Here is a 23809-nt window from a genome sequence, read left to right as displayed (position 1 = left end):
GGGGACCCCCTTCGCGTTGCCTCCCTCCTCCGCCTTGCAGCTGCACGCACCCAGCCCCGCTCCTTCTCCCACCCCCCATGTGCCGGTCGATCTAAAGCCCCTCGGCCCAGTCGGCCCATGGGTCTACGCGCGGAGATAGCGATCTTCGCCTTATGTATTCATACTGAATCTGCTTACGGCTGGCTCGATTTGTTCGTGTAAAAGTCCAAAGCTGACTACTTTTCTCTCCTTATCTACGTACGACTGAGGTCATACATGCCCCCCTCGGCCACCGCTCCGGTCGCCTCCAAGCAGCCTGCGGCTCGGCAGCCGCACGGCGGCCTGGATCGTTTCTTCAAGATCTCCGAGCGGGGGTCGTCGGTCGCGCGCGAGATCCGTGGCGGATTCGCCACGTTCTTCGCGATGGCGTACATCATCGTGCTGAACCCGATCATCCTCGGCAGCGCGAAGGACATGTACGGGCACCAGCTGGCCGGCGGCCAGCTGGTCACCGCCACCGTGCTGGTCGCTGCGTTCTCCACGCTCCTGATGGGCGTCATCGGCAACGTGCCGATCGCGCTGGCCGCCGGCCTCGGCGTCAACACCGTCGTCGCCCTCCAGCTCGCCCCCCGGATGAGCTGGCCGGACGCGATGGGCATGGTCGTCCTCGCGGGCATCGTCGTCATGCTGCTGGTCGCGACCGGGCTGCGCGAACGCGTGATGAACGCGGTGCCGACGTCGCTCCGCAAGGGCATCGCCATCGGTATCGGTCTCTTCATCCTGCTGATCGGTCTCGTCGACTCGGGCTTCGTCTCCCGCATCCCGGACGCCGCGCACACCACCGTGCCGCTCCAGCTCGGCAGCGACGGCCACCTCCATGGCTGGCCGGTCCTGGTCTTCATCCTCGGCGCGCTGCTCACCCTCGCGCTGATCGTCCGCAAGGTGCCGGGCGCGATCCTCATCTCCATCGTCTCGATGACGGTCGTCGCGCTGATCATCGACGCGGTCGCCGATCTGCCGGGCGAGGCGTGGGGCCTGACCGTCCCGCAGTGGCCGGGCAATCCGGTCGCCACCCCCGACTTCGGGCTGATCGGCCACGTCAGTCTGTTCGGCGGCTTCGACAAGGTCGGTGTGCTCACCGGCATCCTGTTCGTCTTCACCGTGCTGCTGTCCTGCTTCTTCGACGCGATGGGCACCATCCTCGGCGTCGGCGACGAGGCCAAGCTGATGGACAAGGACGGCAACTTCCCCGGCATCAACAAGGTGCTGTTCGTGGACGGCATCGCGGTCGCCGCGGGCGGTGCGGGCTCCGCCTCCGCAGGGACCTGCTTCGTGGAGTCCACCGCGGGCGTCGGTGAGGGCGCCCGCACCGGCTTCGCGAGCGTGGTGACGGGCCTGCTGTTCACGGTGGCACTGTTCCTGACGCCGCTGGCGACCATGGTCCCGTCGCAGGCGGCCACTCCGGCGCTGCTGGCCGTCGGCTTCCTGATCATCGCGGGTTCGGTGCGGGACATCGACTGGAGCGACTACACGCTCGCCATCCCGGCCTTCCTGGCCATGGTGATGATGCCGTTCACCTACTCGATCACCAACGGCATCGGCATCGGCTTCATCGCCTTCTCCGTGCTGCGGGTGGCGGCCGGGCGCTGGCGCGAGGTGCCGGTGGCCATGTACGTCGTGTCGACGGTCTTCGTCTTCTACTACGCGATGCCGGCTCTCGGCCTCACGTGACCTCTTCCGCCCCGTAGAACTTCTGCGTCTCGTCGACGGCCGTCTTGAAGCGCTCGTCGAAGTCGTCCCGAATGAGCGTCCGGACCACATAGTCCTGGACGCTCATTCCGCGTTTGGCGGCATGCTGCCGGAGCCGGTCGAGCAGCTCACCGTCCAGCCGCAGGCTGAGCACTGTCGATCCCATGGCAAGCAGGGTTAGGCCTCCGAGGTCGCTTGGCGTCACTTTCCGCATCCAACTCACTCGTTCGGGTGAGTGATCGGGCGCGCGTGTACCACCGAATGGTCTTTAGGGTAGGTAATGAGTTACGCTAATGAACATGCCTGACCTGATCCACGACGGCGACAGTGCGGCCGCCGTGAGCTCCCTTCGTTCCGCCGTGATGCTGCTGGGCCGACGCCTCAAGCACCAGCGCGTCGACGAGTCGCTGAGCCCCACCGAGATGTCGGTGCTCGGCACGCTCGCCCGCTGCGGTTCCGCCACCCCCGGTGAGCTGGCCCGCAAGGAGCATGTGCAGCCTCCGTCGATGACCCGCATCGTCGCGCTGCTGGAAGCCAAGGGGCTGGTCAGACTGGAACCGCACCCCGATGACCGTCGCCAGAAGATGGTCAGCCAGACCGAGCAGGCCGAAGCCATGCTCGAGGAGAGCCGCTCCAAGCGGAATGCCTGGCTGGCCACCCTCGCCGAGGGCCTGGACGAGGAGGAGTGGGAGACGCTGCGCAAGGCCGCGCCCGTCCTGGAGAAGCTCGCCCACCTGTAGCGGCGGTACCGGACCACGGTCCGGTACCGCCGTCACTGCCTCGTCAGTCAGTGAAATGTCCACGCCGAGGAGGCGAACCCTTTTGAGTACGGGATCCGGAGCAGACTCCGCCCCCGCACCGACGTCCACCCACGAGAGCAAGCCCGGCGGGACCTTCTCGTCGCTGAAGATCCGCAACTACCGCCTGTTCGCCACGGGCGCCGTGATCTCCAACACCGGTACCTGGATGTCCCGCATCACGCAGGACTGGCTCGTCCTGAGCCTCACCGGGTCCGCCGCCGCCGTCGGCATCACCACGGCCCTCCAGTTTCTTCCCATGCTGCTCTTCGGCCTGTACGGCGGCGTCATCGCCGACCGGCTCCCGAAGCGCAAGCTCCTCCTCGTCAGCCAGGCCGCGCTCGGCCTCTGCGGCATCGCCCTCGCCGTCCTCACGCTCTCCGGAGTCGTCCAGGTCTGGCACGTCTACCTGATCGCCTTCCTCCTCGGCATGGTCACGGTCGTCGACAACCCGGCCCGCCAGTCGTTCGTCTCCGAGATGGTCGGCCCCGCCCAGCTGCGCAACGCGGTCAGCCTGAACTCGGCCAACTTCCAGTCCGCCCGGCTCATCGGCCCCGCCGTCGCGGGTGTCCTGATCACCACGGTCGGCAGCGGCTGGGCGTTCATGTTCAACGGTCTGTCGTTCCTCGCCCCACTCGTCGGTCTGCTGATGATGCGTACCAGCGAACTGCACAAGGCGGTCGTCGTGCCGCGCGCCAAGGGGCAGCTGCGCGAGGGACTGCGCTATGTCTCCGGCCGCCCCGAGCTGATCTGGCCGATCGTCCTCGTCGGCTTCGTCGGCACGTTCGGCTTCAACTTCCCGATCTGGCTCACCGCCTTCGCGGATGAGGTCTTCCACGGCGGCGCCGGGATGTATTCGTTCTTCAACATCCTCATAGCCGCCGGCTCCCTGGCCGGCGCCCTGCTCGCCGCCCGCCGCCGCTCCTCGCGGCTGCGGATGCTGGTGGCGGCGGGCACCGCGTTCGGTCTCCTGGAGATCATCGCGTCCCTGTCGCCGTCCGTCTGGCTCTTCGCGATCCTGCTGGTCCCGATCGGCATGATCGGCCTGACGACCAACATCAGCGCGAACACGAGTGTCCAGATGGCGGCCGACCCGGCCATGCGCGGCCGGGTGATGAGTCTGTACATGATGGTCTTCGTCGGGGGTACGCCGGTGGGCGCCCCGATCCTGGGCTGGATCAGCGACGCGTACGGCGTCCGGACCGCCATGGCGGTCGGCGGTGCGTTCTCGCTGCTGGCCGCGCTCGGCGTCGGCTTCATGCTGGCCCGCGTCGGCGGCCTGCGCCTCAAGGTCGACCTGCGGCCGGGCCACCCGCATGTGCGGTTCGTCCCGCGCGAGCAGCTGGCGACGGCGGCCTGAGAGCCTGTCCGTCACGGACGTGATTCGGCCCCGACCGGTGGGTACCGGTCGGGGCCGTTGCTCATGGCCGACGGCACTGTCAGTCGCGCGGGAACTCGTCGGTCCTGAGGGTGATACCGACGGGGGTGTCGGTGAGGTCGATCGGAGTGCCGAAGTCGAGGCTCAGCACACTGCGGTACTCGTCGTCCTTCGGGAGCGTGTGGAGGTGCCACGTTCCGGTGTACGGGTCGGCGATGACGTACACGGGCACGCCGGCGGTGGCATAGGTGGCCTTCTTCGAGCCGTAGTCGTTGGCGGCGGTCTCCTTGGAGATCACCTCCGCGACGAACTCGATGTCCTGGTAACGACACCGTCCCTTGGCGTCGGGTCCAGAGCCCTCGGCCAGGGCTACGACATCGGAGGCGAAGCCGTTGAGGCGGCCCGGGAAGTCGATGCGTACGTCAGACATCAGCCGCTTCCGCGGGTAGCCGGCACGCAACTGCTCGACGATGTCGAGAATGATCTGCCAATGAGTGCCCCGTTGCGGCGACATGTAGATGATCCCCTCGACGATCTCGACCTTGAATCCCTCGGGGGTGGGCTCAAGCCACTCGAACATCATGTCCAAGGTGCGCTCGTCGCTGCTGTCGGCCATCTCGATCCTGTCGGTGTCTACGACGGTCATCGTGCCGCTCCTCCCCGCTGCCGCACGGGCGCGGGCAGCCGCGTAGTACAACGATACGCACGGTGACCGGGACACGCCGGTACGGTGCCACACTCGGATCATGAGCCGCATGAGACTCTTCGTCGCCGTCCTGCCGCCCGCCTCCGCCATCGCGGAGCTCCGCCGCGCCGTCGCCCCGCTGCACACCCTTCCGGGCGCCGGTGGCCTGCGCTGGACCGGAACCGACGCGTGGCACTTCACGCTCGCCTTCCTCGGTGTGGTCGACGACGCGCTGCTGCCCGATCTGCACGAGCGGCTGGCGCGCGCCGCCGGTCGCACCGAGCGGTTCCCGCTGCGCCTCCACCGCGGCGGCCGGTTCGACGGCCATGTGCTGTGGGCCGGGGCCGCGGGCGGCCTCGACACGCTGAGGCTCCTCGCCGAGCGCGCCGACGCCGCCGCCCGCCGCGCCGGCGTGCCGATGGACGAGCACCGCCGTTACACCCCGCACCTCACCCTCGCCCGCAGCCGCGCTGTGGCGGACCTGCACCCCTATCTGGAGGCCCTGGACACCTTCGAGGGCACACCGTGGGAGGTCGGCGAGGTCGCTCTCGTGCGCAGCAATCTGCCGATCTCCGGGGTGCCGGGGGAGCAGCCGCGGTACGAGGTGGTCGCATCCTGGTCGCTGGGACACTGAACGGTGCGGTTACGCTCGACGGGTGGACCCGAAGACCAGAAACCGCATCATGGCGGTCGTGCTCGTGCTGATGTTCGCCGTCGTCGCCGTGGCAGCCGCGGTCGGCGGCTGAGCGGCCGGCACCGGCTCCCGTCAGGCGAGCTCCAGCCCCCGGGCGGTCTCCCTCGCGAACGCCTCGGGGTTGTCCAGCATGATGTTGTGCCCGCACTCCGGGACCGGCACGACCCGCACCCCGGCCGCGACGAGACCGTTCTCGCCGGGCAGTGGCCCGTTGCTCTCCGGTCGCAGAAAGGTGCGCGGAATCTTCAGCTCCAGCAGCAGCTCGCGCAGCGTGGGCGTCGTCCCGCGCGCGAGGTGCATGGCGCTGCGGTGCAGTGCCTCCGGGCCCGCGAGCCGCATCGTCGACCACCAGTGGGAGCCCACCCGGTCGCGCACTTCGTGTAGTCCGTGATCGAGGAACTCCTCCTCCGTGTACGCGGCGATGCCGCTGGTGCCGGGCCGCGGCGGAGCGGGCGCGACCGGGTCGAGGTTCGCGTCGACCAGGACCAGCCGCGCCACCAGGTCCGGATGGCGGGCCGCGAGCACGATGGCCACCGCGCCACCCATGCTGTGCGCGATGACGTCGGTGGCGTACGCGTCGGCTGATCGGAGCGCGACGGCAATCGCGTCGGCGTGCGTTTCGAGGGTGTAGTCGACGTCCGTGGGCCGGTCGCTGATGCCGAAGCCGAGCATGTCCATGAGCAGCGAACGGCTGCCGGCGAGGAGCGGATGGACGGCGCTCGCGGTGAAGTACGGACCGGACGAGGCGCCCAGCCCATGCAGATAGACGCGGGTCGGTGCCGTGCTGCCGGGGATCTCCACCCACCGGATGTGTGCGCCGCCCGCTGTCACCTGTGCGTTCTTCATGTTCTCCCGCTCCCCTCCGGCCAGGTAAAGTCTCGGCGAGACTATATATCGGCGCCGATGTATAGAGCAATGAGGGAGGATGCTCGGGTGTTGGAACTGGCGATCCTGGGATTTCTGTATGAGCAGCCATTGCACGGCTACGAGCTGAAGCGACGCGTCGCCCACCTCACCGGCCACGTCCGCCCGATCGCGGACGGCACCCTGTACCCGGCGATCAAGCGCCTGGAGCGCGCCGGATGGCTCGGCCGCCGGACCGAGCCCGGCAGCAGGGCCGCCCCCCGCCACACGCTGACCCTGACGGACGACGGGCGCGAGGAACTGCGCCGCCGGCTGCGCGAGGCCGACGCGGTGGACATCAGCGACGAGAACCGCTGGTTCACCGTGCTCGCCTTCCTCCGCCATCTCCCGGCACCCGCCGAGCAGGCGGACGTGCTGCGGCGCAGGCTGGCGTTCCTGCAGGAGCCGAGCAGTTTCTTCTACGACTACAACTCCGAGGGCGAGCGCCCGCTCGGAGCGGAGGCGTTCGACGACCCGTTCCGCCGAGGTGTTCTCACGATCGCCCGCGCGACGAGCGAGGCGGAACTGAGCTGGCTGGCAACGACGCTGAAGGACCTCGAAACCCGCTGAGACCGCCCGCCGGCCACTTGCCTCGAGCGGACTCGAAGGCGTTGGCTTGGTGCCCATGAAGTACACGCAGCTCGGACGCACCGGACTCGAAGTCAGCCGACTCGTCCTCGGCACCATGAACTTCGGTCCGCAGACCAATGAGGCCGACAGTCACGCGATCATGGACGCCGCGCTGGACGCGGGCGTCAACTTCGTCGACACCGCCAATGTCTACGGCTGGGGCGAGAACAAGGGCCGCACCGAGGAGATCCTCGGCACCTGGTTCGCCAAGGGCGGTGAACGCCGCGACAAGGTCGTTCTCGCCACCAAGGTGTACGGGAACATGGCCGCGGAGGGCGACGCCTGGCCCAACCACCACAAGCTCTCCGCCCTCAACATCCGGCGGGCCGTCGACGCCAGCCTCAAGCGGCTGCAGACCGACCACATCGACCTGTACCAGTTCCATCACATCGACCGCTCCACCCCGGTCGAGGAGATCTGGCAGGCCATCGACGTACTGATCCAGCAGGGCAAGATCCTCTACGCCGGTTCGTCCAACTTCGCCGGCTGGAAGATCGCCCAGACCAACGAGACCGCCAGGCGCCTCGGTTCGTACGGGCTGGTCAGCGAGCAGTGCCTCTACAACCTCGCCGAGCGCCGCGCCGAGATGGAGGTCATCCCGGCCGCGCAGGAGTACGGACTCGGTGTCATCCCGTGGTCCCCGCTGCACGGCGGACTGCTCGGCGGCGTGATCCGCAAGGAGCGTGAGGGCGGCGCGTCCCGTTCGGTGTCCGGCCGGTCCGCGGACGCGCTCGCCAACACCACGGTGCGGGCGCAGATCCAGGCGTACGAGGACCTGCTCGACAAGCACGGCCTGGAGCCCGGCGAGGTGGGGCTGGCCTGGCTGCTGACCCGCCCGGGGGTGACGGGACCGATCTCCGGCCCGCGCACGCGGGAGCAGCTGGACTCGGCGGTGCGCGCGGTGGACCTCGAGCTGTCGGACGAGGTGCTCGCGTCCCTGGACGAGATCTTCCCGGGCCCGGGTCCGTCGCCGGAGGCCTTCGCCTGGTAGGCGACGGGGTCGGCTGAATGCCTGAGAGGCTGTCGGGTGACCTTCGATCGGATAGCGGACGCGGTCTGGTGCGTGCGATTCCAAGGCGGCGGGATGTCCTCGGATGGGCCTCCCCTGCTCGAACGAAGCTGAGAGCTTGGGGAAGGAGCTACTAGGACATTTCGGCAACGCGGGAAGCGTGCGTGCCAGGGCGTGGCCGCCCGATCAGAGGTCACCCGGCAGCCTCTGAGCCCGGCTCTGCGGCACAGGTGCGCGGAGCCGGGCTCAGGTCATGCGGGTACGTCCGTCAGCGGACCGCGGCGGCTACTTGAGGTAGACGAGGCCGTCCGTCGTGATCGCCGGACGGCCCGAGGTGGCGACGACGACGATCTTGACGGTGTGCTTGGCGCTGGTGGACCAGCTCTTCGTCCACAGGGCGTCGCGGTACTTGGTGGTGGACGACTTCAGGTCGACCGTGGCCACCTTCGTACCGTCGACATACACGTACGCCTGGCCCGACGTGGAGGCACGCGAGACCACCCAGGCGGCCGAACGGCCGGTGAACGTCCAGCTCAGGCTCGCGCCCTTGGCGGAGCTGGAGTACGACTTGCCGCCCAGGTACGAGGACGAGGACTTGGTCGTCCAGGTGCCGGTCTTCGTGGCCGAGGTCTCCTGGAGGATGACCGGGGTGCCGGAGACGGAGGCGGCCGCGGTGTTGCCCGCGGTGTCGTACGCGCTCATGGACCACGTGGTCGCCGCGCCGGACTTCGCGGTGTGCGAGGCGCTCGTGGTGGTCGGGCCGTAGGTCTTGGCGACCGGGGCGGTCAGCCGGACCTCCTTGAGCGACGCGGTGTCGGTCGCCTTCCACTTCAGGGTGAGCGGGACGGCGGTGGTGTTCACCGTGCCGGTGCGCAGCGCGAGGTTCGGCTTGGTGGTGAAGCTCGGCGCCGTCTGGTCGGCGACCACGGTCGCCGCCGCGGACAGGGCCGTCTTCCCCGACTGGTGGGTGGCGCGGACCTGGACCGTGTGCGTGCCGACGCCGAGGGTGGCCTTCGCCGACGTGGCGGTGCCCGCGGTGGTGGCGACGCTCTTGCCGTCGACCAGCAGCTCGTACTTGGAGATGAAGGCGCTCGGAGTGCTCGCCGACCAGCCGACCGTGATCGCGGACTTGGTGTAGTACGACGTCCCGGCGAGCGTGGCGCCGGTCACCGACTTGATGGCGAGTCCGGTGACGGGGCCCGCGGCGAGGCTGCGGATCGAGGGCAGCTGCCCGTACAGCATGGTGCCGGGGCACTCGGTGTTGAAGCCGTCGCGGTGGCCGGAGATCTGCTTGAAGGAGTACTGCGTACCGGCGGTGAAGGTCTTCTTGAAGCCGTTGGACCCGTTGGCGCCCGCGGTGAGCATGGTGCTGCCCGCCGGGTCGCCCTTGTACTGGCCGAGCTTCCACGCGGCGATCCGGGCCACCGAGGTGGTCACCGCGCTGGGGGCGGCCGTATCCGTGTAGGTGCCGAGGACGGAGATACCGGTCGACTCCCGGTTGAAGCCGTAGGTGTGTGCGCCGAGGACCGGCCGGTCCACGCCGCCCTTGCGGCCCTCGAAGATCGTCCCGCACTTGTCGACCAGGAAGTTGTAGCCGATGTCCTTCCAGCCCTCGCTCTCGACGTGGTACGCGTACACGCCGCGCACGATCGCCGCGGAGTCGGCGCAGGAGTACTTGTTGGTCCCTGCGGTGTGGTGGACGAAGACGGCCTTGACCGTGGCGTTGTACTCCGGCGCCTCCGGGCTGATCGACTCGTCGGCGCCCCAGCCCGCACGCGAGGTGATGGGCGGCTTGGGCACGGTCGACGGCGGCGCGGGCGGCAGCGACGCGGACGGCGAGGTGCTCGCGGACGGCGAGGTGCTCGCGGTCGGCGAGGTGCTGCCGCTCGCCGTGGGCGAGGGGCTGTCCGTTGCCGTCTCGGAAGGTGCCACGGGCGGCGCCTCTGATGCCGGGGCGGTGTCGGACTCTGTGGCCGTGGGGGTCGGTTCCGAGGTGGCCGTCGGATCGGCCGAGGGGGAGTCGGACGACGACGGGTCGGCGGGGACGTCGGTCTCGGCGACGAAGGCGGCCGGGGCCGCGTGCAGCGACGAGCCCTTGCCGGGGTCGACGGTGTCCAGCCGCAGCCCGGCGGGCAGCTTCGCGGAGACCTTGCCGTCCGCGGTGACGCGTACCTCGACGCCGTTGGACGGGCCGACCCACCGTGGTTCGGTGGACCCGCGGACGCCGGAGCGGCCCGCCTCCGTACGGCCGTCGATGTCGGTCTCCAGCGGCATCCAGGACGACCAGGTGCCGTTCGCGGCCGACCTGGTCCGTACCTCGACCGCTCCCGTCACCTTCGCCGCCGGGTCGGTCCAGGTGACCCCCAGCATGCTGAACGGTGCGGTGTCCCGCCGGCCGAGCGACGCGGAACTGCCGTCCGCGGCCACCTTCAGCGCCGTCTTCCGTACGTCGGTCCTGACCGGACCGGCCTTGTTGTCACTGTCATCTGCGGAGTCGCCGGTGACGTTCTGGAACACCACGAAACCCGCCACGGCTACCGTCGTAACGGCAGCCGTGGTCCATATTTTTCGGTGCGATCTCACGTCATATCCCTCGGGGGTGTCACGGGGGGTGGCAAGGAGCCGTTGGATCACGGCGTTCGCACAGCTTTCCATGACCGTCCGAGGGCCCGTCCCCCACCCCCGGCACCCAGGGTCTTTTGTTTGGATCGTGCCGGGCCCCGCGAGTCCGGCATGATCCAAACGAACGCGCCGGCCGGCGGAGGACGTGTCCTCCGCCGGCCGACGCACGTGGTGTCCGGGGGGTGTTACGGAGCCAGCGCGATGTCGAAGAGGTGGATGCCGGCATTGGCCGGGAGCACCACGAGTTCGACCTGCTTGGCCGGGTCCAGGGCGATGGAGTGCGCGAAGACCCGGTAGGCGATGCCGGCGTTGCCGTACCCATCCGGACGGTTGCGGCCGTCCGTCGACTTCACGAGCGTCGCGCCGTGTGCCGTTGCCTCCTGGAACGACCAGTTGGGGAAGCCGATCGACCCGGTGGTGCTCGACCCGTCGGCGTAGAACACCGTCGCCGTGCCGGTGGCCCCGCTGCCGACGCCGGAGCCGAGGAAGACCAGCTTGCTGCCCTTGCCGGCGACCTTCACGCCCTGCCCGGTGCTCGACACGTTGTTCTTCGTGCCGGGGGCCGCGGCAGGCCAGGTCAGCTGGGCGCCGAGGGCGGTGACGGACGCTCCTGGCGTCAGCCCGACCGCGGCGAGTTTCTGCGCGGAGAAGCTGTTGCCCTCGCCGTCGTAGTCACCGGCCTTGGTGTTGCTCTCGTCGGTGATGGCGACGTTGTTGTACGCGTCGGAGAGGCGGGCCAGCACGGGGCCGGAGCGCTCGACCCGCGTGCCCGTGGCGGTGCCCTGGCCGTCGCCTCCCTCGTAGCTGGCGCTGGCCGTGAACGTGCGCATGGTGAAGCCCGCGCGCTGTTCCGGCACCTGGATCCGGAACTCCGCCGTGGCCGCGGCACCCGGCTGGTACGACCCGTCGACGCTGCGCACCGAGGGCTGAACGGCCCAGCCGACGGGGCCGTTGAAGGTGACCTTGAGCCGGCGCAGGCGCTCGGGTCCCGCGTTGGTGACGGTGACCTTCACCTCCGAGATGGCAGGGCCGTTCAGGTCGACGGGGGCGATCGTCACCTGGGTGCGCGCCTCGGACGCGGACGCGTCCTGCGGCGCGGCGGACGCGGGGGCGGAGGTGAACGCCACCGTCGCCACCGCCAGGGCCGCCACGGCTCTTCGGGCTGCGGTCACAGGTACGGACATGAATGCTCGCTCCTTCTCTTACGGTTCGGGCAGTGCTCGGCCAGGGTTCAGGGGGCAGGGTTGGACGTGGGCCGGGGTCACACGGGCGGCATCTCTGTCATGCGTGAGTCGAGGCCGAGACGGAGGTTCACCCACGAACCCCGGGTGAAGTCCGGGATCTGTACGGGCTTGCCCTTGTCCTCCAGGGACTTGACGCTCAGCGGCACCGGCGCGCACCAGGCCGCGGAGTCGTACACGTCGATGTCGGGCACGAGGCCGGCGCGCATCAGCTGCACGGTGCGCCACTGCAGGACGTAGTCCATGCCGCCGTGGCCACCGTTGTTCGCGGCGTCGTCGCCGATCTTCTTCCAGAGCCAGTGGTCGAACTCCTTGCGGTACGACCCGAAGTCCCGCCAGGCGTCGTCGCCGTGGTCGGGCTCGAAGTAGACCCGGGCGCCGGTGGAGGAGGTTCCGACGTAGTCCTCGAAGAGGCCGCGGCTGCCGGCGAGGCTGTTGATGCGGCTGTACGGGCGGGCGGAGCTCACGTCGTGCTCGGCGCGGATCGTCCGGCCGTTGGCGGTCTCGATCATGCAGGTGACGAGGTCGCCGTTGATGTAGGTCTCGTTCCACGACGGGTGGCCCTTGGGGACGAAGCGCTCGCGGTAGTCGGCGAGGCCCTTCGGGGCGGTCGCGGTGGCGCGCAGCGTGGTCATCCGGTCGCCGCGGTTGATGTCCATCGCCGCGGCGACCGGGCCGAGACCGTGCATCGCGTAGAAGGAGGCGGTGCTGCGGGTGTGCCACAGGCGGCGCCAGGAGTCCGTGTAGTACGTGTCCGAGAACAGCAGCGCACGCAGGTCGTGCAGGTAACCGCCGTGACCGTTCGTGACGTCGCCGAACACGCCTTCGTGCGCCATCTTGAGCATGGCCAGCTCGTTGCGGCCGTACGAGCAGTTCTCGGCGAGCATCAGGTGTCGTCGGGTCTGCTCGCAGGTGTCGACCAGGTCCCACAGCTCCTCGAGCTGGGTGGCGATGGGAAGTTCGACGATGACGTGCTTGCCGGCCAGCAGCGCGGCCTTGCCCTGCGGGTAGTGGAACTCCCAGGGCGTGGCGATGTAGACGAGGTCGATGTCGTCCCGCTTGAGCATCTCGGCGTACGAGTCGGCGGAGCCGCCGAACTCGGCGGGGCGCGGCTTGCCCGCCTTGACCAGGTTGTCAGCGACGCGCTTGGCGCGGTCCGGGCGGATGTCGCAGACGGCGGTGACCTGACAGCCGGGCACGGCGGACCAGCCCGTGGTCATGCCGTTGCCGCGGTTGCCGAGGCCGATGACGGCGACCCGGACGGTCTGGTGCACCTTGTACGGCACGTTGATCATGGAGGTCTGGCCGGCGGTGCGGCGCGGCTCGGAGGCCGTGACCGCACCGGAAGCGCCCGGCGCGGCGAGCGCGGGGGCGGACCCGGCGGCTCCGAAGCCGACGGCGATCGCGCCCGTGGCCACCGCCCCTCCGAGAACCGATCGCCGCGAGACTGCGGGGACTTCAGACATGAAGGACTCCAGATTCGACGTGGTCGGGATCACTGGCGGGACGACTGTGACGCGCGTTACATATGCATGTCAATAGATGATTGCAAAACGCTTCTTGCGCTCATAAATGAACACCGCGGCCTGCACGCTGCTGCATCTGCGTGCGCGGCGGGGCAAAGCTCGCCGGGAGGGGCGCTAGCGCGACGCGAACCGGTCCAGCGCCTCCACTACCGCCCGGCTGGTCGCCGCACCGCCCAGATGTCCCGCCCCGTCGATCACGGTCAACTCCGCGTCCGGCCATGCCCGGGCCAGCTCCCAGGCGGTGATGAGGGGCCCGCCCAGGTCGAGCCGGCCGTGCACCAGCACTCCCGGGATCCCGGCCAGCCGCCCGGCGTTCCGGATCAACTGCCCCTCCTCCAGCCAGGCCCCGTTGGAGAAGTAGTGCGAGCAGATCCGCACCAGGGCCTGCTGCGCCCTGCCCGGCCTGCCGCTGTACGGGGGCGGTCCCGCGTACGTCTCATGGGAGAGCACCGCGTCCTCCCACGCACACCAGTCCGCCGTCGCCTTCGCCCGTACCCCCGCGTCCGGGCTCTCCATCCGCTGGGCGTACGCGGCGAGGACGTCCGGGGTCGGCTTGCCCTCGGCCTCCGGCACCCCGGCCCGGAACAGGTCCCACGCCTCCGGGAAGATCTGCCCTGCGCCCCGGTACAGCCAGTCGATCTCGCTGCGCCGGGTCGTGGTGACGGCCGGGATCACGATCTCGGAGACCCGGAACGGATGTTCCTCGGCGTACGCGAGGATCAGCGTCGAACCCCAGGACCCGCCGTACAGCAGCCACTTGTCGATCCCCAGACGGACGCGCAGCTGCTCCATGTCGGCGATCAGACGGCCGGTCGTGTTGTACCGCATGTCGGCGGCGGGGTCGCTCGCGTGCGGGGTCGACCGGCCGCAGCCCCGCTGGTCGAAGAGGACGACCCGGTACCGGTCCGGGTCGAAATACTGCCGCGCCCACGCACCGCACCCCGACCCGGGGCCCCCGTGGACGACGAGCGCGGGCTTGCCGTCCGGATTGCCGCAGACCTCCCAGTACACGAGGTTGCCGTCGCCGACGTTGAGCATCCCGTGGTCGTACGGCTCGATCGGCGGGTACTTCTCGTCGGGCTCACGGTCCATGGCGGCGTCCCTCCGGTCCGGGGCAAAGGGTTCAGACTACGGCGGGGCGTAGCCTGGCTGCCGTGAATTCCACTGCCCGGATCCTGGCCGTACTCGACGAACTGCTCACCGAAGCGGGCCCGGAGGAGCGCGGCGCCCTCTGGCACCTGGCCGAACAAGGACGTGAGTTGGACGCCAATCTGGTGCGTCTGCCGCCCGGCGCCGAGGTCGGCGAGCATCAGGAGGACGTCCTCGACGTCCTCCTCGTCGTCCTCGCGGGCGGCGGTCGTGTCCTCGCAGGCACGGGCACAGGCACGGAGACGCTGGAGCTGGCCCCCACGACGGCCGTCTGGCTGCCCCGCACCTCCCGCCGCGCCCTCGCGGCGGGCCCGGACGGGCTCGCGTACCTGACCGTCCACCGCCGCCGCCCCGGCCTGACCATCAAGCCCTCGGTCGCGCCCTCGGCGGCGTACGAAGGCGGCGAGGGGCCCTGCATGCTGGACCGGGTCTGCCCCGAGTGCGGCCGGCTCTCGCCGGACCCGGCGCCGGTGTTCTGCAGCCGGTGCGGGGAGCGGTTCCCGGAGCGGTGAGGTGACGGCGGGAGGGGCTGCCGGGTTCGAACTCCTTCTTCCGGATCACCTCGCCGCCCGGGCCCGGACCGCTAGCGTGGGCCCGTGCCACATACCCCCGCGCTCCTCGTCATCGACATGCAGAACACCCTGGCGGCCATCGCGCACCGGGCCGCCGAGACCGTCGCCACGATCGCCGGCCTCCGCGAACGTGCCAAGGCCTCGGGCGTACCGATCGTGACGATTCAGCACCGCGGCGAAGGGCTGGAGGCCGGCACCGAGGGCTGGCGGATCGTGCCCGAACTCGCGCCCGCCGCCGACGAGGAGGTCGTCCACAAGACCAGCGCGGACAGTTTCCTGGACACCGCTCTCGACAAGACCCTCAAGACGCTGGGAGTCACCGAGGTGGTCGTCACCGGCTTCGCGACCGAGATCTGCGTGGACACCACGGCGCGGCAGGCGCTGAGCCACCGGTACGACCTGGTGCTGGTGGCCGACGGGCACACCACGTCCGTCCGGCCCGACGCCGGCGAATACGCCTCGCCGGACCGGTCGATCGCGCACCACAACGAGATCTTCCGGCACATCGACTTCCCCGGGCGGAGCATCCGCGTGCTGCCCGCGTCCGAAGTGGACTTCGCGGTCCTGTCGTAGCCGGGGCGCGGCCGCGCCCCCGACCCGTTGTCGCACCGCTCGACGGTGGCCCCCTTCGCAGGGCCCTTGCCGCGTATATATGTCGCAAACAGAGGTAAAATGGGCAGGTGGTGGCGAGTGATCTCCCCGAAGAACTCGCCGGACTTCTGCCCCGCATTCAGCGGCTCGCCCGGCGGCGGCTGTGGGGCGGTCTGCCCACGCCCCGGCTGCGCGGAGCGCACGCGGAACTGCTGCGACTGGTTGCCGCCCGGCCCGGAATCCGGGTCTCGGCGGCCGCGCGCGAACTCTGCCTCGCGCCCAACTCCGTCTCCACGCTGGTCAACCACCTGGTCGCGGAAGGCCTGTTGCGGCGGGAGCAGGACCCCGGCGACGGGCGGGCCGCGCTCCTCCACCCGACCCCGGCGGGCGTCGGCCGGCTGCGCGACTGGCGGGCCCGGCGCGACGCGCTCTTCCGCGAACACGTGGCGAAACTCGACTCCGCCGACCGGGCCGCGCTGACCGCCGCGCTCCCGTCACTGCGCAGACTCGCCGAGTCACTGCGCGAAGGAGAGGAGACCCCATGACTCCCGCCCTCCGCTGCACCGGTCTGGCCTACTCCTTCGGAACCTCGAAAGCCGTCGACGGCCTGGACCTGCTCGTCCGCCCCGGCGAGGTCTTCGGACTCCTCGGGCCCAACGGCGCGGGCAAGACCACCACTCTGCGTGCGATCACCACGCTGCTGCCCGTACCCCCCGGCGTCATCCATGTGTTCGGCCACGACGCGGCCCGGCAGAAGATGGCCGTACGGCGCCTGCTCGGTTACGTACCGCAGCAGCTGTCGGCCGACGCCAGTCTCACCGGCCGGGAGAACGTGGCCCTCTTCGCCCGCGTCTTCGACGTGCCCCGCCGGCAGCGCGCGGCCCGTGTCGGGCAGGCGCTGGACGCGGTCGGGCTGGGTCCCGAGGCGCACCGGCTCGCCGCCACGTACTCCGGTGGCATGGTGCGCCGCCTCGAACTCGCTCAGGCGCTGGTCAGCGCACCCCGCCTGATGATCCTGGACGAGCCGACCATCGGTCTGGACCCGATCGCCCGCGACAGTGTCTGGGACCGCATCAACGAAATCCGTGTCGGCACCGGGATGACGGTGCTGGTCACCACCCACTCCATGGACGAGGCAGACCAGCGCTGCGACCGGCTCGCCCTGATGCATCTGGGCAGACTGCGCGCCCTCGGCACGCCCACCGAGCTCAAGAGCGAACTGGTCGCGCACCGCGAGGAGTCCGGCGATACGGCTCTGCCGCCACCCACCCTGGAGGACGTCTTCCGGTACCACTCCGGAAGCGGCCTGGGCGACCCCGGTTCTCCCGGAGAGAAGGGAGTCTTCAACGATGTCCGCCGTACCCGTCGCACCGCATCCCGCCGCGGCTGAACCCGGCTCGCCCGACCGCCGCTTCGCCCTCCTCCTGGAACCGCCGCCCGCCCGCACGGGCTGGCACGTCGTCCCCGCGCGGGTCGCGGCGATGTGCGCCGTCGAACTGCAGAAGCTGCGCCACGACCGCACCGAGATCTACACCCGCGCCGTCCAGCCCGCGCTCTGGCTGCTGATCTTCGGCCAGACGTTCTCCCGTATCCACGCCATCCCCACCGGCGGCGTTCCGTATCTCGACTTCCTGGCGCCCGGGATCATCGCCCAGTCCGCCATGTTCATCGCGATCTTCTACGGCATCATGATCATCTGGGAGCGGGACTCCGGCGTCCTCACCAAACTCATGGTCACACCGACGCCGCGGACCGCCCTGGTGACCGGCAAGGCCTTCGCCGCCGGGGTGAAAGCCGTGATCCAGGCGGCGGTCGTCATCGTGATCGCCGCGGCGCTCGGCGTCGGCATGACCTGGAATCCGCTGAGGCTGCTGGGCGTGGTCGTCGTGGTCGTCCTCGCTTCCGTGTTCTTCTCCTGCCTGTCGATGTCGATCGCCGGGATCGTCCTCACCCGCGACCGGCTGATGGGCATCGGCCAGGCCATCACCATGCCGCTGTTCTTCGCCTCCAACGCGCTCTACCCGGTCGCGCTGATGCCCGGCTGGCTCCAGGCGATCAGCAGGGTGAACCCGCTGAGTTACCAGGTCGACGCCCTGCGCGGACTGCTCATCGGCACGCCGGCCCACCTCGGCCTCGACTTCGCGGTACTCGTCCTCGCCGCGTTCGTCGGCATCGTCGCCGCCGGTTCGCTCCTCGGCCGGCTCGCCCGCTGACCGCGCCGTACGACGGGCACCGGCAACCGGCCGACGGCCGGCCGCTCCCGGTTGCGACGTGACTCGGCGGCATGCCACAAGCGGGAGCGATCGGTCGCATGAGGACCATGACGCTATTCGGCGTAGGCCTTGATGTCGGCCAGTCCGACGTTCGATCCGACCCCGTCGGTCAGCTCGAACCGCATGGCGATGATGCGCAGGCCGTCTTCGAGACGGACCAGGGCGTGTATCGAAAGTAGATCTCGACCGCGCGGTGATCTCGGCAAGTGCCGCCGATGTCGCCGACCCGTCAGCCGCCGGGTCCTCCACTGCCAAAAGCCCCACCGTTGTCATCCTTGGGTACGTCCCTTGGCGAAGAGGGCCGGTTGATCTCATATGGGCTGAGACCTTCCCCGAAATCATCTGCAGCCCTCAAGTTTTCGCTGCTTCGGGAGGAACGTTCGGCCCGTGGTCCCTGCTGTCGTGCCCGAGACCGACGGCGCGCGTCCCACCAGACGAGGCCAAGCAGAACAGCGACTACGACCACTGCTATACCGACGGGGAAAATCCAGCGCACAGCCGAAGCGGCCAGTGTGATGTCACCGATGGGCACCTGGCTCACAAAGTGGCTCATCCGGCCCACGTCCTTCCTGAGGGGATTCCACCGCTCACAAAGCGAGGCAGAGGCTTCCGCTCGTTAGAGAGAGCCCGCAATGGCTGGAGCCGTGGGAAACTCCAATCCCGCCGCCCTTGGCGGGATCAATCTCGCGGGGCCCGCCTGAACTGGACGTCTGGCAAAGCTCAAGCTCCCTGATAAGTCTACGGCGGGGAGCGTACGGGGGACTGCTTAGTGCGCGGCGGGTGTATCAGCGGCCGGAGAGCCATCTACACGAGAGTGAGTGCACGTCTGTGCCGATCTCGGTGATGGCGTTCCACCGTTCTAGGGCTTGTGGTCCGGCACTGACTCGGGCAGTCCTGCGTACCAGCCCTGGACGGCCAGCCAGAATCCGGCCAGCACTATGGCGACGAGCGCGACGCGGCCTGCGTACCCGGCAACGGACGGCCCGATTATCCGTCGCCGGGGCAGCAACCACGCTGACAAAGCGACTGCCACTCCGATGAGAACGGTCAGCGGAAGCTCCGCGTACAGCACGCTCCAGTCCGGCCCTGCTTCGAATCCGGAGCGCGCCCGGAGTTCGGCATCCGCGGCCCATCCCAGCAGCCCGACGAATCCACCGGCCAGGGCCACCCCGGTACCACTCAGCGCTTCAACGCGTTCCCTCATGATCACTGGAGACGCTGGCTACTTCGTGGGAGTTCCCGAAGAACCGCACGATTCTCCGTCGCGAGGCAGGAAGGCATCCGGTCTGGTCAACCCCGAACATTTCCACCGGGCTAGGGCCTGTTGGGAAAGTGGCTCCGCTCGCGAACTCATCATTCAGCAACAACGGCAGCAAGGATTCCAGCTCGACGGGGTCCACGGGCAGCGTCCGCCCCGTGAAGAAGAGGTAGTCGCCGGTGACCGGGTCCGTGAGCGCTCGGTCCGGGTCGTAGGACATATCCGGCAGCAGCTTCACCATGCGCTGCACGTCCGCCACCGTCCGCAGTTCCGCGCCCACGCGCGCACCGGCGTCCCGCGAGTCGAGGAGAGCGCACAGCCGCTTCGCCTGTGCGTACACGTCGAGCGGGTCGCTGCTGCGGTAGACGGGATACGCCCGGGAGTTGCCCATCAGCCGGTCAGGCGTCGCCCTCGCCGGCGTACCCGAGGAAGGCGGTCCAGGCGGCGGGGGAGAGGGTGAGGGCGGGGACGGTGAGGTCCTTGGAGTCGCGGACGTGGACGGTGTGGGGGCAGGTGGCGACCTCGATGCAGTCGCCGCCCTGGTCGCCGCTGTAGCTGCTCTTGAACCAGTTGAGGTCGGTGCTCATTCTTCCTCTGCCACCTCTTCGATCAGTTTCATGGACGCTTCCGGGCTGAGCGCCTGCGCCCGCAGAATGCCATATTTGCCGAACAGATCGCCCAGGTCAGGCTGTTGGCTTACGAAGAAGCTGCCGCTCTGTCCTTCGACGTAGGCGAGGCGGCTTCGTTCAGCTGTCTCCAGCAGGACGTGCGACAGCTCCGCCCGCTCCCGGAAGAAGCGCAATAGCGTCCCGAACATCTGGGCGTTGCCGCCCCCTTGGCCACCGGAGTGCACAACTCACCTCCCGAGTGCACAACAGTGCACAGACGCCTTGTGTCCCTGGTCACGGTACGTGTGGGGCGCGACGCTTTCCGTATGGAACGGAAAAGTTCACTGGACCCGGTGCCCTCGTGGGTGCCTGCGAGCGGGCACGCCCTTCGGTATGCGGGCATCCACTTCGACGCCGTACGGATCACCGGTATGCGGGGGGGAGCACGTCGCGTACGAGATCATGCAGTTCACCGACTTTAGGGCGGGCCCCATCGTGCGCTCGCGGATCGGGGCGCGGAGCACGTATTTTCTGTTGCCGCCGCAGACCGTGACCGCCTACCGCTGGCCGGCCGGTGCGGAGGCGATGAGCCGGGACGGACGGACAGCAGCGTTCGTCGGGGTGCCCGCACTGCACGGGCTCACCTGGCCCCTGGATTGGCGTTCGCCACCGACCGCCGAGACGCCGTTCGTGGATGCGGCGTTGCTGCACGAGCTGATGGTGGGAGTCCTGGCGGACGAGACGGACGGGCGCTCGGCCGACTACCGGCCGCGGTAAACGTCGCGGCGGTTGCCTACGGTCAGCACCCACAGGATCAGCTGACCGTCCTCGACCGTGTAGACGGCCCGATAATCGCCGACCCGCAGACGCCAACGGGCGTGATGCCCTTGGAGAGCCTTGATGTCGAAGGCCGCAACATCGCCGGTGTCCAACGACTTCTGGAGTTCGGCGAGGCGCATGAGGATGCGCAGGGCGTCCTGGCGGGGGATCTTGAGCAAGTCCCGCTGAGCATGCGGAGTGAACCGCGTGACGTGGCCCATGGGGGTCAGGGGGCGGATCGGAGGAGTGCGGCCATCTCTTCCAGGGAGACGGAACCGTCCGTGCCCTCGGATTCAGCCTTGTCGGCCAGCCGGTTGAGCCATTCGTCCTCAAGCTGTTCGGCGACTTCCCGCAGGCGGCGGTATTCGTCGATGTCGATCAGCACTGCTTCGCTCTTGCCCCGGCGGGTGATGATCGTCGGAGTCTTGTCGCGCCGTGCGCGGTCGATCACGTCCGCGAGGTGGCGGCGAACTTCAGCCATCGACTCAACAACGGGCTCACTCATGTATTCAATGTAGCAGATGTACATCTGCTACGTGTAGATATTGGCTTGTGCGTGGTGAAGGGGAAGCCGGGTGCGGTACGGTGACGTCGTCATCACGCTCTGTATGCAGCCGTATGCGGGGCGGCCCCCGGCGGTGCTACCAACACCGGTCCGGAGGCCTTCACCCACGAGTGGTCTAGAGGTCCACCGGGATGCTTTGGCATGCTATCGCGCCGTCTCGGCGCTTCACGAAGGCTTCGCACGACGTGGTGCGTCATCCGCGTCTGAACAGTGACGCGAAGATTCTGCTCCTCTACGTGCAGGGGCTCCCCGATGGTTGCGTCGACCGCCCGCTCAGTGAGCACGCAAGGACGTTGGGGATCACGGGGCGGGCCTACCAGAAGGCCAAGAAGGCGCTGGTCGAGCACGGCTTCGTGCACGAGTGGCAGCAGCAGAACGACCGTGGCCGGTGGGTCACTGTTCAGCTCTTCGCCAACGCGCCGCTGACGGGTGAGGCCGCGGTCGGGGTTCGGGACGGGCGGGATGCCGAGGTGGCGCCGCCGAGTGTGCACAAACGGGCGGTCGGTCAACCGGCAGGACGGGTGGCCGGTGGCTATACACCGGTAGATGAAGAACTGGGGAAGAACACATCCCACCCACCCACCGAAGCCGAACCCGAAGCCGCAGCGGAGCTCGAACCCGAAGCCGAATCCGCGCCGGAAGTGGCTGAGGGCGAGCGGGTGTTGCTCTCGTTGCGGCATGCGCACCGGGAGCTGCACCTCGGGGCGCGGGAGGCCCGGGGGCTCGCGGAGGCCGCCGCCGAGTGGCTGCGGCGCGGGGTGACGGCCGCCGACCTTCGGCAGGCGCTGACCAGTGGACTGCCCGCAGAGGGCGTGCGGTCGGCGGTGGGATTCCTGCGGCACCGGCTCGTACAGAAGCTCCCCGAAGCAGCACCGCCGCCCGTCGAGGCCCGGCCCGTGCCACGGGCCGCCGAGCTGGTGGTCTGCAAGGGGCCCGGCGACGATCACGTGTTCCGGCCCGTGGGGGAGGAGACGCACTGCGGTCCGTGTCGCGGGGCGGACGCGCGGCAGTTCTGGCTCGCCCATGAGGCAGCCGTCGCCGCCCAGCCCCCGCACGTCCCCTGGCGTGAACGGGTTGCCGCCCTCGTGGCGAGTCCGGGTGAAGGCGGCGAGTGTCTGAACGGTGGGTGACCGGAGCTTGCCACGGATAACGATTCCCATGGCCGCGACTTCATGGGGCATGCGCGATCCTGAAGGCATGAACATTGAGATCCTGGTCGTGCCGGACTGTCCGAACACCGGCCCCGCGGCCAACCTCCTGCGTCAGGTGCTCGATGACGTCGGCCTGCACGACACCGCCTTCTCGACGCGGGTGATCGCCGACCAGGCCACGGCCGAGGCGGCCGCGTTCACAGGGTCGCCCACCTTCCTGATCGACGGCCGCGACCCGTTCGCCGAGCCCGGCCGCGCGCCGGGGCTCGCCTGCCGGGTATACAAAACACCCGAAGGTCTGGCCGGGCTCCCCGGGCCCGACCAGCTGCGGCAGGCCCTGATCTGCGCCCTCTAGGCTGGCGGCGGCACCGGCCGGCGTACGAGGAGAGCGAGCACGTGGCGGACAGCGAGCAGGGCCTGGCCGACGCACAGCGGCGGCACTGGCAGAACACATACACCGACCACCCGGGCATGTACGGCGCACAGCCCTCGGCACCCGCCGTCCGCGCCGCCGGACTGTTCCGCGCGGCCGGAGCGAAAGACGTCCTGGAGCTCGGTGCCGGGCACGGCCGGGACGCCCTGTACTTCGCCCGCGAGGGCTTCACCGTCCACGCCACCGACTTCAGCCCGACCGGCCTGGAGCAGCTGCGGGACGCGGCCCGCGCCCAGGGCGTGGGCCGGCGGGTGACGACCACGACGCACGACGTACGCGATCCGCTCCCCCTGCCGGACGCCTCGGTGGACGCGGTCTTCGCGCACATGCTGCTGTGCATGGCCCTGTCCACCCAGGAGATCCACGCCCTGGTCGGTGAGGTCCGCCGCGTCCTGCGCCCCGGCGGACACTTCGTCTACACCGTCCGCCACACCGGCGACGCCCACTACGGCGCCGGCACCGCCCATGGCGACGACATCTATGAACACGGTGGCTTTGCCGTGCACTTCTTCTCCCACGGCCTGGTCGACTCGCTCGCCGACGGCTGGACCCTGGACGAGGTCCACGCCTTCGAGGAGGGCGACCTGCCCCGTCGCCTTTGGCGCGTCACGCAGACCGCGCCCCGATGACCGCAAGCGAGATACCCGCGGCGGACCTCACTGTCGACGGCACCGGCCTGCTCTGCGTCACCCTCCTGCTCCGGCTGCGCAAGCAGATCGACGCCGCCGAGCCGGACACGGTCGTGCACGTCATCGCCACCGACCTGGCCGCCCCGCTCGACCTGCCCGCCTGGTGCCACATGACCGGCCACACCTACCTCGGCCCCGTCCCCGGCAGTGACCGGCCGGTGTACGCCCTACGGCTTGCCGCCAACGCGCGTTCCACCCGGCCGGGCGCCCCCTGGCACCCGGCCGAGCACTGACACAACACATCGTCCTCGCTGGTCCCGTAAAGGTTTCTCAACTGGGCCCGCAGCGGGACACCGGCTGTGTGTGTCAGCAACTGGCGGGCGGTCACCGCTCCGAGGGGGCGGTCGGAGACTGCAGTGGCGCGTCGAGGACCCCGGGGCACGATGTGGCAGAGCAGGCATCGAATCAACGAGTTGCAAAATTATGCAATTCACTACATGCTGTGATGGTTGTGTCCGCTGGTAGCTGCGGACAAAACGACCAGGTGA

General features: G+C 69.3%; 29 protein-coding genes and 2 pseudogenes. 16 read left to right on the top strand and 15 right to left on the bottom strand.

The window, feature by feature from the left end:
* Nucleotides 1–255 precede the first annotated feature (255 nt).
* Nucleotides 256–1710, top strand: a complete 1455-nt coding sequence (locus OH809_RS18920) for an NCS2 family permease (protein ID WP_406421298.1) — start codon at nt 256–258, stop codon at nt 1708–1710.
* Here the strand turns inward: OH809_RS18920 and OH809_RS18915 are convergent.
* Nucleotides 1703–1894: a ribbon-helix-helix protein, CopG family gene (locus OH809_RS18915; protein WP_358862349.1), complete on the bottom strand. Its 192-nt coding sequence runs from the start codon at nt 1892–1894 to the stop codon at nt 1703–1705. The two genes, OH809_RS18920 and OH809_RS18915, sit on opposite strands and share 8 nt — an antisense overlap.
* 133 nt (nt 1895–2027) lie before the next feature.
* Between OH809_RS18915 and OH809_RS18910 the strand changes: the two genes are divergently transcribed.
* Entirely contained in the window at nt 2028–2468 is a 441-nt protein-coding gene (locus OH809_RS18910) for a MarR family winged helix-turn-helix transcriptional regulator (RefSeq protein ID WP_266982958.1), read from the top strand.
* A gap of 82 nt (nt 2469–2550) precedes the next feature.
* Nucleotides 2551–3885 (top strand): MFS transporter, encoded by a 1335-nt coding sequence (locus OH809_RS18905; protein WP_406421299.1) that lies wholly within the window; start codon nt 2551–2553, stop codon nt 3883–3885.
* Between the two features lie 79 nt (nt 3886–3964).
* On the opposite strand, the gene OH809_RS18900 is transcribed toward OH809_RS18905, so the two are convergent.
* Nucleotides 3965–4549: a Uma2 family endonuclease gene (locus OH809_RS18900; protein ID WP_406421300.1), complete on the bottom strand. Its 585-nt coding sequence runs from the start codon at nt 4547–4549 to the stop codon at nt 3965–3967.
* A gap of 109 nt (nt 4550–4658) precedes the next feature.
* Between OH809_RS18900 and thpR the strand changes: the two genes are divergently transcribed.
* Nucleotides 4659–5222 carry an RNA 2',3'-cyclic phosphodiesterase gene (thpR, locus tag OH809_RS18895; RefSeq protein ID WP_406425113.1) on the top strand — a complete coding sequence of 188 codons (564 nt, stop codon included), beginning with the start codon at nt 4659–4661 and terminating at the stop codon, nt 5220–5222.
* A gap of 132 nt (nt 5223–5354) precedes the next feature.
* On the opposite strand, the gene OH809_RS18890 is transcribed toward thpR, so the two are convergent.
* On the bottom strand, nt 5355–6128 hold the full coding sequence (locus tag OH809_RS18890; protein ID WP_406421301.1) for an alpha/beta fold hydrolase: 774 nt from the start codon (nt 6126–6128) through the stop codon (nt 5355–5357).
* Between the two features lie 87 nt (nt 6129–6215).
* Here OH809_RS18890 and OH809_RS18885 point away from each other — a divergent pair, with 87 nt between their 5' ends.
* On the top strand, nt 6216–6755 hold the full coding sequence (locus OH809_RS18885; RefSeq protein WP_406421302.1) for a PadR family transcriptional regulator: 540 nt from the start codon (nt 6216–6218) through the stop codon (nt 6753–6755).
* A 55-nt stretch (nt 6756–6810) separates the two neighbouring features.
* A complete protein-coding gene (locus OH809_RS18880; RefSeq protein ID WP_406421303.1) occupies nt 6811–7806 on the top strand; it encodes an aldo/keto reductase in 996 nt (331 codons plus the stop codon).
* 303 nt (nt 7807–8109) lie between these two features.
* On the opposite strand, the gene OH809_RS18875 is transcribed toward OH809_RS18880, so the two are convergent.
* The 4 genes from OH809_RS18875 to pip all read right to left on the bottom strand — a co-directional run bounded on the left by OH809_RS18875 (nt 8110) and on the right by pip (nt 14305).
* Nucleotides 8110–10407: a peptidoglycan recognition protein gene (locus OH809_RS18875; RefSeq protein ID WP_406515378.1), complete on the bottom strand. Its 2298-nt coding sequence runs from the start codon at nt 10405–10407 to the stop codon at nt 8110–8112.
* A gap of 224 nt (nt 10408–10631) precedes the next feature.
* Nucleotides 10632–11630 (bottom strand): NEW3 domain-containing protein, encoded by a 999-nt coding sequence (locus tag OH809_RS18870; protein WP_406421305.1) that lies wholly within the window; start codon nt 11628–11630, stop codon nt 10632–10634.
* Between the two features lie 77 nt (nt 11631–11707).
* On the bottom strand, nt 11708–13153 hold the full coding sequence (locus OH809_RS18865; RefSeq protein ID WP_406421306.1) for a Gfo/Idh/MocA family protein: 1446 nt from the start codon (nt 13151–13153) through the stop codon (nt 11708–11710).
* Between the two features lie 174 nt (nt 13154–13327).
* Entirely contained in the window at nt 13328–14305 is a 978-nt protein-coding gene (gene pip / locus OH809_RS18860; RefSeq protein ID WP_406421307.1) for a prolyl aminopeptidase, read from the bottom strand.
* 62 nt (nt 14306–14367) lie between these two features.
* Here pip and OH809_RS18855 point away from each other — a divergent pair, with 62 nt between their 5' ends.
* From OH809_RS18855 to OH809_RS18835, 5 genes are all read left to right on the top strand, one after another.
* On the top strand, nt 14368–14874 hold the full coding sequence (locus OH809_RS18855) for a hypothetical protein (protein ID WP_406421308.1): 507 nt from the start codon (nt 14368–14370) through the stop codon (nt 14872–14874).
* An 84-nt stretch (nt 14875–14958) separates the two neighbouring features.
* Nucleotides 14959–15507, top strand: coding sequence for an isochorismatase family protein (locus OH809_RS18850; RefSeq protein WP_406421309.1), 549 nt, complete (start codon nt 14959–14961; stop codon nt 15505–15507).
* Nucleotides 15508–15614: 107 nt separating this feature from the next.
* Nucleotides 15615–16070: a MarR family winged helix-turn-helix transcriptional regulator gene (locus OH809_RS18845; RefSeq protein ID WP_406421310.1), complete on the top strand. Its 456-nt coding sequence runs from the start codon at nt 15615–15617 to the stop codon at nt 16068–16070.
* Entirely contained in the window at nt 16067–16915 is an 849-nt protein-coding gene (locus OH809_RS18840; protein ID WP_406515377.1) for an ATP-binding cassette domain-containing protein, read from the top strand. The genes OH809_RS18845 and OH809_RS18840 overlap by 4 nt, the downstream gene beginning before the upstream one ends.
* The gene (locus tag OH809_RS18835) at nt 16875–17738 is read left to right on the top strand and encodes an ABC transporter permease (RefSeq protein WP_406421312.1); all 864 of its coding nucleotides are present in this window, start codon (nt 16875–16877) and stop codon (nt 17736–17738) included. Before OH809_RS18840 ends, OH809_RS18835 begins: the two co-directional genes overlap by 41 nt.
* A gap of 113 nt (nt 17739–17851) precedes the next feature.
* On the opposite strand, the gene OH809_RS18830 is transcribed toward OH809_RS18835, so the two are convergent.
* From OH809_RS18830 to OH809_RS18810, 5 genes are all read right to left on the bottom strand, one after another.
* On the bottom strand, nt 17852–18004 hold the full coding sequence (locus OH809_RS18830; protein ID WP_406515376.1) for a hypothetical protein: 153 nt from the start codon (nt 18002–18004) through the stop codon (nt 17852–17854).
* 653 nt (nt 18005–18657) lie between these two features.
* Nucleotides 18658–19002 (bottom strand): hypothetical protein, encoded by a 345-nt coding sequence (locus OH809_RS18825; protein ID WP_406421313.1) that lies wholly within the window; start codon nt 19000–19002, stop codon nt 18658–18660.
* Nucleotides 18986–19447: a hypothetical protein gene (locus OH809_RS18820; RefSeq protein ID WP_406421314.1), complete on the bottom strand. Its 462-nt coding sequence runs from the start codon at nt 19445–19447 to the stop codon at nt 18986–18988. Before OH809_RS18820 ends, OH809_RS18825 begins: the two co-directional genes overlap by 17 nt.
* Before the next feature lie 7 nt (nt 19448–19454).
* A complete protein-coding gene (locus OH809_RS18815; RefSeq protein WP_406421315.1) occupies nt 19455–19643 on the bottom strand; it encodes a DUF397 domain-containing protein in 189 nt (62 codons plus the stop codon).
* A complete protein-coding gene (locus OH809_RS18810; RefSeq protein WP_406421316.1) occupies nt 19640–19909 on the bottom strand; it encodes a Scr1 family TA system antitoxin-like transcriptional regulator in 270 nt (89 codons plus the stop codon). The genes OH809_RS18815 and OH809_RS18810 overlap by 4 nt, the downstream gene beginning before the upstream one ends.
* A gap of 81 nt (nt 19910–19990) precedes the next feature.
* Between OH809_RS18810 and OH809_RS18805 the strand changes: the two are divergent.
* Nucleotides 19991–20441 (top strand): annotated as a pseudogene (locus tag OH809_RS18805) (hypothetical protein).
* Here the strand turns inward: OH809_RS18805 and OH809_RS18800 are convergent.
* Both OH809_RS18800 and OH809_RS18795 read right to left on the bottom strand, forming a co-directional pair.
* The gene (locus OH809_RS18800; RefSeq protein WP_406515375.1) at nt 20426–20704 is read right to left on the bottom strand and encodes a type II toxin-antitoxin system RelE/ParE family toxin; all 279 of its coding nucleotides are present in this window, start codon (nt 20702–20704) and stop codon (nt 20426–20428) included. The pseudogene OH809_RS18805 and the gene OH809_RS18800 overlap by 16 nt on opposite strands.
* A 5-nt stretch (nt 20705–20709) precedes the next feature.
* The gene (locus tag OH809_RS18795; protein WP_406515374.1) at nt 20710–21012 is read right to left on the bottom strand and encodes a type II toxin-antitoxin system Phd/YefM family antitoxin; all 303 of its coding nucleotides are present in this window, start codon (nt 21010–21012) and stop codon (nt 20710–20712) included.
* A 167-nt stretch (nt 21013–21179) separates the two neighbouring features.
* Here OH809_RS18795 and OH809_RS18790 point away from each other — a divergent pair, with 167 nt between their 5' ends.
* The 4 genes from OH809_RS18790 (at nt 21180) to OH809_RS18775 (ending at nt 23554) form a co-directional block, all read left to right on the top strand.
* Nucleotides 21180–22178, top strand: a complete 999-nt coding sequence (locus OH809_RS18790; RefSeq protein WP_406515373.1) for a hypothetical protein — start codon at nt 21180–21182, stop codon at nt 22176–22178.
* A 67-nt stretch (nt 22179–22245) separates the two neighbouring features.
* On the top strand, nt 22246–22554 hold the full coding sequence (locus OH809_RS18785) for a hypothetical protein (protein ID WP_406421321.1): 309 nt from the start codon (nt 22246–22248) through the stop codon (nt 22552–22554).
* Between the two features lie 41 nt (nt 22555–22595).
* Entirely contained in the window at nt 22596–23261 is a 666-nt protein-coding gene (locus OH809_RS18780; RefSeq protein WP_406515372.1) for a class I SAM-dependent methyltransferase, read from the top strand.
* Nucleotides 23258–23554, top strand: a complete 297-nt coding sequence (locus OH809_RS18775) for a sulfurtransferase TusA family protein (protein ID WP_406421323.1) — start codon at nt 23258–23260, stop codon at nt 23552–23554. Before OH809_RS18780 ends, OH809_RS18775 begins: the two co-directional genes overlap by 4 nt.
* A gap of 5 nt (nt 23555–23559) precedes the next feature.
* Here OH809_RS18775 and OH809_RS18770 read toward each other — a convergent pair.
* Nucleotides 23560–23673, bottom strand: a pseudogene (locus OH809_RS18770) (serine hydrolase); the annotation flags it as partial.
* Between the last annotated feature and the right edge of the window lie 136 nt (nt 23674–23809).

It is taken from the genome of Streptomyces sp. NBC_00873, assembly GCF_045207415.1.
In the GTDB taxonomy this organism is placed as follows: Bacteria; Actinomycetota; Actinomycetes; order Streptomycetales; family Streptomycetaceae; genus Streptomyces.
The sequence above is the reverse complement of the archived record's forward strand: the minus strand, read 5'-3'. Positions and strand labels throughout refer to the sequence as shown.